Source organism: Bacteroides sp. ET225, assembly GCF_024733745.1.
Taxonomy (GTDB): domain Bacteria; phylum Bacteroidota; class Bacteroidia; order Bacteroidales; family Bacteroidaceae; genus Phocaeicola; species Phocaeicola excrementipullorum.
This window is the reverse complement of the sequence record NZ_JANRHN010000058.1, coordinates 1-9,030: the sequence shown is the minus strand read 5'-3', so window position 1 is coordinate 9,030 and position 9,030 is coordinate 1. Positions and strand designations below refer to the sequence as shown.

At 48.6% G+C, this 9,030-nt stretch carries 10 protein-coding genes; all 10 read left to right on the top strand.

The features are described from left to right. Nucleotides 1-51: 51 nt before the first annotated feature. The 10 genes from NW212_RS14820 to rseP all read left to right on the top strand — a co-directional run bounded on the left by NW212_RS14820 (nucleotide 52) and on the right by rseP (nucleotide 8,912). Complete coding sequence (locus NW212_RS14820; protein WP_258339394.1) at nucleotides 52-924, top strand: hypothetical protein; 873 nt, start codon at nucleotides 52-54, stop codon at nucleotides 922-924. 194 nt (nucleotides 925-1,118) lie between these two features. Beyond that, a complete protein-coding gene (locus NW212_RS14815) occupies nucleotides 1,119-1,463 on the top strand; it encodes a hypothetical protein (RefSeq protein ID WP_258339393.1) in 345 nt (114 codons plus the stop codon). A gap of 68 nt (nucleotides 1,464-1,531) precedes the next feature. Further along, a complete protein-coding gene (locus tag NW212_RS14810; protein WP_258339392.1) occupies nucleotides 1,532-2,128 on the top strand; it encodes a hypothetical protein in 597 nt (198 codons plus the stop codon). A gap of 202 nt (nucleotides 2,129-2,330) precedes the next feature. Beyond that, nucleotides 2,331-3,020 carry a tRNA (adenosine(37)-N6)-threonylcarbamoyltransferase complex dimerization subunit type 1 TsaB gene (tsaB, locus tag NW212_RS14805; RefSeq protein WP_258339391.1) on the top strand — a complete coding sequence of 230 codons (690 nt, stop codon included), beginning with the start codon at nucleotides 2,331-2,333 and terminating at the stop codon, nucleotides 3,018-3,020. A 32-nt stretch (nucleotides 3,021-3,052) separates the two neighbouring features. Continuing rightward, a complete protein-coding gene (locus NW212_RS14800) occupies nucleotides 3,053-3,655 on the top strand; it encodes a DUF4290 domain-containing protein (RefSeq protein ID WP_258339390.1) in 603 nt (200 codons plus the stop codon). 6 nt (nucleotides 3,656-3,661) lie between these two features. After that, complete coding sequence (gene murA / locus NW212_RS14795; RefSeq protein WP_258339389.1) at nucleotides 3,662-4,969, top strand: UDP-N-acetylglucosamine 1-carboxyvinyltransferase; 1,308 nt, start codon at nucleotides 3,662-3,664, stop codon at nucleotides 4,967-4,969. Between the two features lie 6 nt (nucleotides 4,970-4,975). Next, nucleotides 4,976-5,491, top strand: a complete 516-nt coding sequence (rimM, locus tag NW212_RS14790) for a ribosome maturation factor RimM (protein ID WP_258339388.1) — start codon at nucleotides 4,976-4,978, stop codon at nucleotides 5,489-5,491. A 12-nt stretch (nucleotides 5,492-5,503) separates the two neighbouring features. Continuing rightward, complete coding sequence (locus tag NW212_RS14785) at nucleotides 5,504-6,361, top strand: murein hydrolase activator EnvC (RefSeq protein ID WP_258339387.1); 858 nt, start codon at nucleotides 5,504-5,506, stop codon at nucleotides 6,359-6,361. Between the two features lie 4 nt (nucleotides 6,362-6,365). Continuing rightward, the gene (locus NW212_RS14780; protein ID WP_258339386.1) at nucleotides 6,366-7,523 is read left to right on the top strand and encodes a 1-deoxy-D-xylulose-5-phosphate reductoisomerase; all 1,158 of its coding nucleotides are present in this window, start codon (nucleotides 6,366-6,368) and stop codon (nucleotides 7,521-7,523) included. 48 nt (nucleotides 7,524-7,571) lie between these two features. Then, complete coding sequence (gene rseP / locus NW212_RS14775) at nucleotides 7,572-8,912, top strand: RIP metalloprotease RseP (protein ID WP_258339385.1); 1,341 nt, start codon at nucleotides 7,572-7,574, stop codon at nucleotides 8,910-8,912. The last annotated feature ends 118 nt before the right edge of the window (nucleotides 8,913-9,030 follow it).

Genomic DNA, 9,030 nt, shown 5'->3' with positions numbered 1-9,030 from the left:
GACATATTTTGTTGTTGAACAAGGAATAACTGGAATAGTACAATGAATCACATGGTAAGAATTTTTTTAGCAGTCATCATTTGCCTGCTGGGAGCAAATCCGAAGGCAAATGCTCAGAATCCGTTTCTGACCCAGGTAGATTATATCTGGCAATTCGATGTGTCACCGGACGGGAAGTATCTTGCTTACAAGCAATGGAACAAGGACAAAGTGTCCAAGATCGTAGTAAAGAACCTTTCTTCGCAAAAGGAATTTGTGGTAGACTCGACGGAAATGTCCGGCAATGCGCCAACGGAGGCATCGTATGGTTTGACATTCCTCCCGAACGGGCAACTGCTGTTCGAGAAGCAAGGAAACCTCTTAGCCTATTCACCCTCGACACAAACTTGCAGTGAGATGGTGCGACAGGCAACCATCTCCCCAGCTCCCCTCTTGCATATGAGCGCCACCCGGCAAACGGTATACCTCGCAGGCATGCACACGCTTGCTTGCATGGATTTGGGCAAGGGCAGCAAAAAGCAGATTGAGACGGGCAAACAGGACGGGAACATCATTTCATTGTCTGCAACTCCCGGAGGAAACGCAATTTACAGCACCACGTATACGGAAGCAGGCAAGACGCAGGCACGGATATGGCAATGGAACGCCTCGCTTGCAAAGCCTGCGGACGTGACGGCACGCTTTGAGAAACTGGTCGCTGCCCCCTACCTGATAGAGGCTGCTTCGCAAGAAGGAACATTCATCGTGGCGGGCCGCGAAGGCGTATTCCGGGTAAATACGGAAACGGAAGAAACCACCCGGCTGATGGACAACTTGAGCGAGAATCCGGTGAGCAAAATCCATTTCGATGAACAGTCGCATGTATTGTATTACCTATTGTTGCGCGACAGCGGGCAAATACACCAATGCGAGGTACATAACTAGCCATAGTCTGTTTTTTATGATAATGGGAATTTAGCGGGACGAAGCCATGCAGCTACAAGCTGCAGACTATCCGGCAATAACCAGGACAGTGAAACCGCCCCAACTATGTTTAACCGCAGCGTGCCGCGTAGCTAGAGTTTCCGACGCAAAATTCAGCACCCGTAAGGGTGCTGTACGATTTCTATAGGAAATATATGGAATACATAGCGGTCATGCCCCATTCGCAGGCTTTCGAGGATTCCCTGAAACGGGCCTGTCTTACCCCAAAAGCAATGGAGCAGGCAAAGAAGATGTCGCAGGAAAGCGGAGCAGATGCCCTTATCTGCGCGCAAGATGCAAGCATGGACGGCATAGAGAGTATAAGAGTAGTCCATATACGAGGAAACAATTATGCGGTAATTTATCAAGACGAGTATGCCAAACGAGTCATACAGATACCTTTGACGGTGGAGCAGGTTGATGGACACTACATGATTAGCGACGTAGGGAAGGCTACCCGTACGGCATACTTTGGAGAAACTAATACCCATCTGCAATAAACCACTGTTACAGATTTGTAAGATGTTAATCGACTATTTTAGTAATGCCTAATCAAAATTTGACCACAATGAAAACTTATGCAATTACCATCATTTTTGCTTTTTGCGCTTCTTTCTTGGCGGCTCAAAACAGTTATTCTCCGGAAGCTCTCGCCAAAAACGACAGGGCGGCACGCATGAGCATGCATCCGGATTCTTTGGAAGCGGCTCTTAAACTTTTGGACGAAGCAATTGCTATAGCCCCGTCGCTGGTAAACGCTTACGGCAACAAAGCCGGCATTCTGGAGTCTTTGGGGCGTTCGGAAGAAGCCTTGCAGACCATTCTTGACGCAGAACAATATGTGGACAAGCATAATCCGTATTACTACTTAGGGAAAGGTAGCATATTGCTGAAGAACGGAAGAAATGATGAAGCGTCCGAAGCGTATGACTGGTCGCTCCAGATGTTCGAAGGCATGCTGAAAAGCAAACCGACTCCGGAATTGTTCATCAACTACGTTACCAACAAATATTTCGTGGACGGCATCGAACTGTCCTTGGCAGAAATAGAGAAACTGATGCCTGCCACATTCTCCGCCATGGAGAAAAAGCAGGTGACGGATTTTTTTGAGCACATGGGCACTCCGGCACGGATAAAAGAAGCGTTGCTTGCAAAAGGCAAATGAAAAATGACAATTTAGCTGTTTCATAAAAACTGAATGATTTCTTGGATAAATATGTAGAGCGATGGAACTACAATCACAATTAAATAACCTCATAGGCTGGAGGCCGGATATTCTAATAGAAAATAAAAAGTAAGCAGATAATGGGCGGGTAATGAGGAGAAAAATGTATATTTGCAACCTATTATCATTATACTGCTTGATTATGTCTTGTATTTTACATATAGAAACTTCTACGGAAGTCTGTTCGGTGGCCGTCAGCCAGGATGGAGCTTCCATTTTCTCGAAAGAAGATTTTAAGGGACCTTCCCATGCCACGGAATTAGGGACGTTTGTTGATGAAGCTTTGTCATTTGCCGACAGCCATGCCATTCCGGTAGATGCTGTGGCGGTCAGCTGCGGTCCGGGATCTTATACCGGGCTGCGTATCGGCGTTTCTATGGCAAAAGGCATCTGCTATGCATTGGGCATTCCTTTGATAGGCCTTCCTACACTGGAGGTGATGTGTGTCCCTGTACTGCTTTTCCGTGATTTGCCGGAAGACGCGCTTCTTTGTCCGATGATTGACGCCCGCCGTATGGAAGTATATGCTGCCGTTTACGACCGCGCCTTGCGTGTGAAGCGTGAAATCTCTGCGGATATTGTCGATGAGAACGCTTATGAAGAATTCTTGGCTGAGCGTCCGGTGTATTTCTTCGGAAACGGTGCTGCCAAGTGCAAGGATAAGATTAAGCATCCCAACGCCCATTTCCTGGACGACGTTCATCCGTTGGCAAAATGGATGTTTCCGCTGGCAGAGAAGGCTGTAGCGAACAATGATTTTAAGGATGTGGCTTATTTTGAACCTTTCTATCTGAAAGAGTTTGTTGCGTCCAAACCTAAAAAGCTGCTGTAGCAGTTTATTTGTTTTTAGAACAACTTATTGATATGGAATATAATACCCAACAACGAAAATTGCCTCTTCCTGAATACGGAAGAAGCGTGCAGAATATGGTTGACCATGCACTGACCATTGAAGACCGTGCGGAGCGCCAGCGCTGCGCCAATACCATTGTGAACATCATGGGAGGAATGTTTCCTCAATTGCGCGACATGGAAGACTATCGCCACAAGCTGTGGGACCATCTGGCAATCATGTCTGATTTCAAACTGGATATAGATTATCCGGTGGAGGTGGTGAAGAAAGAAAGTCTGGAAGTGAAGCCGGAACAGATTCCTTATTCGCCGAATAAGATTAACTACCGTCATTATGGCCGTTTGATACAGGATCTGATTAAGATTGCGGTTGCCTATCCGGAGGGCGAAGAGAAAGATGTTCTTGTCCGTTACATCGCCAACCACATGAAAAAGGATTATATCAACTGGAATAAGGACGGAGTAGAAGATCAGAAGATTCTGGATGATCTTTGCGAACTGTCCGGAGGGAAAATAAAGCTTTCCGCTGCCGATTATCATTTGGTTGAACAGCGTATGCTGATTCCTCGGCGCCGTCAGGGGCAGCAGAACAATAATCAGAAACGTAAATATTAAAATGCTATGGCTTCGTTTGTCATCGAAGGCGGATATAAACTGAATGGGGAAATCACTCCGCAAGGGGCGAAAAATGAAGTGCTGCAAGTGCTTTGCGCAACCTTGCTGACCGATGAGGAAGTGACGGTCAGCAATATCCCGAACATTCTGGATGTGAACAACCTGATTCAGTTGCTCCGCGATATGGGAGTGCAGGTGTCGAAGACTGGAAGCGACACTTACACGTTCAAGGCGGATAACATCAATCTGGCTTATCTGGAAACCGAAGAGTTTCTTTCGCGGTGTTCCAAGTTAAGAGGTTCTGTCATGCTTGTCGGTCCGTTGGTAGCCCGCTTCGGGAAGGCGATGATATCCAAGCCCGGAGGGGATAAGATCGGACGCCGCCGGCTGGATACGCACTTTCTCGGAATCCAGAAACTGGGGGCGAAATTCGATTATGACGCATCGGAAGGCTTGTTCCGCATTTCGGCTGACAAACTGAGAGGCACTTATATGTTGCTTGACGAGGCTTCCATAACCGGAACGGCCAACATCATCATGACTGCTGTTCTGGCAGAAGGAACGACTGTCATTTATAATGCGGCGTGTGAACCGTATATACAGCAGTTGTGCAAGATGCTGAACCGTATGGGAGCGCGAATCTCGGGCATTGCGTCTAACCTTCTGACAATCGAAGGAGTAAGCAGCCTGAAAGGATGCACGCACCGTGCGCTTCCGGATATGATTGAGGTGGGCAGCTTTATCGGTATGGCAGCAATGACAGGGAGTGAGATAACGATCAAGGATGTTTCTTATGAGAATCTGGGAATCATTCCCGACAGTTTCCGCCGGCTGGGCATCCGGGTGGAGCAGCGCAATGATGATATTTTTGTGCCGGCGCAGGAACATTATCAGATCGAAACCTTTCTCGACGGTTCTATCATGACGATAGCCGACGCGCCCTGGCCGGGTCTGACTCCGGATTTGCTCAGTGTGATGCTGGTTGTTGCTACTCAGGCAAAAGGAAGCGTGCTGATCCATCAGAAGATGTTTGAAAGCCGCCTGTTCTTTGTGGACAAGCTGATTGACATGGGAGCTCAGATTATATTGTGTGATCCGCACCGGGCGGTGGTGATCGGGCATGACCGGGGCTTTTGTCTGCGTGGCGGAAACATGACTTCGCCGGATATCCGTGCAGGAATCGCGCTGCTGATAGCGGCCTTGGGAGCTGAAGGCATCAGCCGCATTCATAATATTGAACAGATTGACCGTGGTTATCAGAATATAGAGCAGCGCCTGACTGCTTTGGGTGCCCGGATTACACGAATCGAATGACAGCATATGATCAGAAAAGAAGAAGTATATAAGATAGGTGTCATAAACAAGCCGCATGGGGTGAGGGGAGAAGTATCGTTTACTTTCTCTGATGACATTTTTGACCGTGCGGACTGCGATTATCTGGTGCTTCTGCTCGACGGAATATTTGTCCCTTTCTTTATCGAAGAGTATCGTTTCAAGAGCAGCAATGTGGCTTTGGTGAAATTTGAGGGGGTGGATACTGCCGAAAAAGCGCGCATGTTTACAAATGTCGAGGTCTATTTCCCGATCAGATATGCGGAAGAGGACGGGGATGCAGCCTTGTCGTGGAATATATTTGAGGGCTTTAAGGTGATAGACAAGAATCATGGCTTTCTGGGAGAGATAGTCGGTGTGGACGATTCGACAATCAATGTGCTTTTTGTAATAGAGAAAGAAGGGAAGGAGCTGCTGCTTCCTGCTCACGAAGAGTTTATTCTGGATGTAGACAGGGAAAATAAGGCCGTACATGTGGATGTGCCTGACGGATTGTTGGATTAAAGCGGTTGTGTTATGAAGAACTCAGGACATAAGGCATTCTGGAGGAACTTCAAGTTCAAGTATAAGTTGACGGTCATCAACGAGAATACGCTGGAAGAAGTGGTGGGCATCCATGTTTCAAAACTGAACGGATTGTCTGTGCTTCTGTCTGCATGTACTGTCATCTTTCTGATTGCCGCTCTGATTATCGCTTTTACGCCTTTGCGCAATTATCTGCCCGGCTATATGAACAGTGAAGTCCGTGCGCAGGTGGTGGACAATGCGCTTCGGGCGGATTCGCTTGCCGAGGCTTTGAATCGTCAGAAGATGTATATCATGAATATTCAGGATATACTTGAAGGGCGTGTCAAGACGGATACGGTCGGCTCGATGGATTCGCTTACCAGCATACGTACGGAAGAACTGATGTCGCGCACACAGGAAGAAGAGCGTTTTCGTCAGGAATATGAGCGGAAAGAACGCTATAACCTGCGTTCGGTATCAGAACGTACGGAAGTGACCGGACTTATTTTCTATCCTCCGTCACGGGGTGTCATAACGACGGAATTCAATCCTGAAGAAAAGCATTTCGGCGTAGATTTGGCTACGGCTTCCGGAGGAAGTGTGCTGTCGGCCTTAGACGGAACCGTGGTGTTTGCCGGGTATGCAATGGACTACGGATATATCATTCAGGTTCAGCATGTGCAGAATTTTATAACCATATACAAGAATTGCGGTTCGCTGATGAAACAGGTGGGCGACCGCGTGAAAGGCGGAGAAGTTATTGCTTTGACTGGAAAATCGGACGACAAGCGCTCTGAGCCGCATCTGCATTTTGAATTGTGGCACAAAGGGCAGGCTATCAATCCGGCTAAATATATCGTTTTTTAGACTTATGAAGAAACAGATTGCTATATTGGGCTCTACAGGCTCTATCGGGACGCAGGCTCTTCAGGTGATAGAAGAACATCCCGATTTGTATGAGGTGTATGCGCTTACGGCGAACAATAAGGCGGACCTGCTGGCTGAACAGGCACGCAAGTTTCATCCGGAGGTTGTAGTTATAGCCAACGAAGACAGGTACTTGCAGCTTAAGGAGGCGTTGGAGGATCTCCCTGTAAAGGTTTATGCAGGGAACGATGCCTTGTCGCAGGTTGTTGAGGCAGGGCCGATAGATATCGTGCTTACGGCGATGGTGGGCTATGCGGGACTGCGTCCGACGATAAATGCCATCAAGGCCGGAAAAACAATCGCGCTTGCCAATAAGGAAACGTTAGTCGTGGCGGGAGAACTTGTCACCAGGCTGGCGAATGAGTATCACGCGCCTATCTTGCCGGTCGATTCGGAGCATTCAGCGGTTTTCCAGTGTCTGGAAATGAACAACCCGGTGCATAAGGTGATTCTTACTGCTTCCGGCGGACCGTTCCGCACTTATACGATGGATCAGTTGCAGACTGTTACGAAAGAGCAGGCTCTGAAGCACCCGAACTGGCACATGGGAGCGAAAATCACCGTCGACTCGGCTTCGATGATGAACAAGGGATTTGAAGTGATGGAAGCCAAATGGCTCTTTGGCGTGCGTCCCGACCAGATAGAGGTGGTGGTTCACCCCCAGTCGGTGATTCATTCCATGGTTGAATTTGAGGATGGAGCGGTGAAGGCTCAACTGGGAGTTCCTGACATGCGCTTGCCCATACAGTATGCCTTTTCCTATCCCCGCCGTGTACACTTGTCGGGCGAACGGCTGGACTTTTCGAAATACAGTACGTTGACTTTTGAAAAGCCGGACACTGCCCGTTTCCGTAACCTGGCGCTGGCATACGAAGCCTTGCATCAGGGAGGGAACATGCCGTGTATAGTCAATGCAGCCAACGAAGTGGTTGTGTCAGCTTTTCTGAGCGACAAGATTTCTTTCCTCGGAATGAGCGATGTCATCGAGAAGGCAATGGCCCGCGTGCCGTTTATACAGATTCCCGATTATACGGATTATGTGGAAACGGATGCCGAAACACGCCGTATCGCCGCCGAACTGGTGATAAACGGAGTGAAATGAGATGAAGAACAGTTATGGTTTAATTATAAAACAAGAATTTAAAGTAGAATGGAAACGTTTTTGATTCGCGCCTTGCAGCTCGTTCTCAGCCTTTCGTTGCTGGTGATTGTGCATGAAGGCGGACATTTTTTCTTTGCGCGTCTGTTCAAGATTCGTGTGGAGAAGTTTTATATATTCTTTGATCCTTGGTTTTCTTTGTTCAAGTACAAGCCGAAGAACAGTGACACGGAATATGGTGTGGGATGGCTGCCCGTAGGCGGATACTGCAAAATTTCGGGCATGATCGACGAATCGATGGATACCGAACAGATGAAGCGGCCGCCTCAGCCCTGGGAGTTCCGTTCCAAACCGGCATGGCAGCGTCTGCTGGTGATGATTGGCGGTGTGCTGATGAACTTTCTGCTGGCTTTGTTTATCTATTCCATGATTTTGTATGCGTGGGGCGAGCGTTATACGGCCTTGGGCGACATGACGTATGGAATGAAGTTTAACGAACAGGCTCAGAAGATAGGATTCCGCGACGGTGATATCCTCAAGCGTGCGGACGGAAAGGAACTGACCCGTTTCAACATGGATATGATACGGAGCGTTGTGGAGGCGCGCGAAGTGACGGTGCTTCGCAATGGAGAAGAAAAGAAGATTCTTATGCCGGAACTGAGCCTGCTGGACGTGGCGAAAGAAGATCCGATGTTTATGGATCTGTTTTGTCCGAATGTCGTAGACTCTGTGCTTGCCGGGGGCGGATTTGCCAAGGCGGGCATACAGAAGGGAGATTCGTTGCTGGCGTTCAACGGCAAGCCGCTGGCATCGTGGAACGAGTTCCAGCATGAAATGAACGTGCTTAAGGCGAAAGCTGAACTGGAGAAGAAAACTTCCGCCGAGTTTTCGCTGGTCTACTCCCGTGCAGGTGTACGCGATACGGTGAATGTACAGACCGATTCGAACTTTAAGGTTGCCGCAATCGGAAGCATTCCCGACTATAAGGTGACTGAGGTGGATTATGGCTTTTTCCAGTCGTTCCCTGCCGGCGTGACGCTGGGTATTAACACGCTGAAGGGATATGTAAACGACATGAAGTATGTGTTTACGGCGGAAGGCGCCAAGAGTCTGGGAGGATTCGGCACGATCGGGAGCATTTTCCCGAAGGTATGGGACTGGCAGCGTTTCTGGGAGATGACTGCATTTTTGTCTATCATCCTGGCCGTGATGAATCTTCTTCCGATTCCGGCGCTCGATGGCGGGCATGTGCTGTTCCTGCTTTACGAAATCATCGCGCGCCGCAAGCCGAGCGACAAGTTCCTGGAATATGCGCAGGTGGTGGGAATGTTCCTGCTGTTCGGCCTGCTCATTTGGGCAAACTTCAACGATGTGATGAGGTTCTTGTTCTGACAAACTTACGTAATGCCATACGGGGCTGCCGGGAGCGATTCTCGGCGGCCTCTTTTTTTTGAGGCGGCTATGACGGAATTTCTGGAAAGAATCCCGTCATTTTTACCTCTCACTAGAG

Coding starts and splice junctions, on each gene's coding strand:
- rimM (WP_258339388.1), top strand. CDS start 4,976: ATGATCAGAAAAGAAGAAGTATATAAGATAGGTGTCATAAACAAGCCG.
- rseP (WP_258339385.1), top strand. CDS start 7,572: ATGGAAACGTTTTTGATTCGCGCCTTGCAGCTCGTTCTCAGCCTTTCG.
- NW212_RS14820 (WP_258339394.1), top strand. CDS start 52: ATGGTAAGAATTTTTTTAGCAGTCATCATTTGCCTGCTGGGAGCAAAT.
- murA (WP_258339389.1), top strand. CDS start 3,662: ATGGCTTCGTTTGTCATCGAAGGCGGATATAAACTGAATGGGGAAATC.
- NW212_RS14815 (WP_258339393.1), top strand. CDS start 1,119: ATGGAATACATAGCGGTCATGCCCCATTCGCAGGCTTTCGAGGATTCC.
- NW212_RS14810 (WP_258339392.1), top strand. CDS start 1,532: ATGAAAACTTATGCAATTACCATCATTTTTGCTTTTTGCGCTTCTTTC.
- NW212_RS14800 (WP_258339390.1), top strand. CDS start 3,053: ATGGAATATAATACCCAACAACGAAAATTGCCTCTTCCTGAATACGGA.
- tsaB (WP_258339391.1), top strand. CDS start 2,331: ATGTCTTGTATTTTACATATAGAAACTTCTACGGAAGTCTGTTCGGTG.
- NW212_RS14785 (WP_258339387.1), top strand. CDS start 5,504: ATGAAGAACTCAGGACATAAGGCATTCTGGAGGAACTTCAAGTTCAAG.
- NW212_RS14780 (WP_258339386.1), top strand. CDS start 6,366: ATGAAGAAACAGATTGCTATATTGGGCTCTACAGGCTCTATCGGGACG.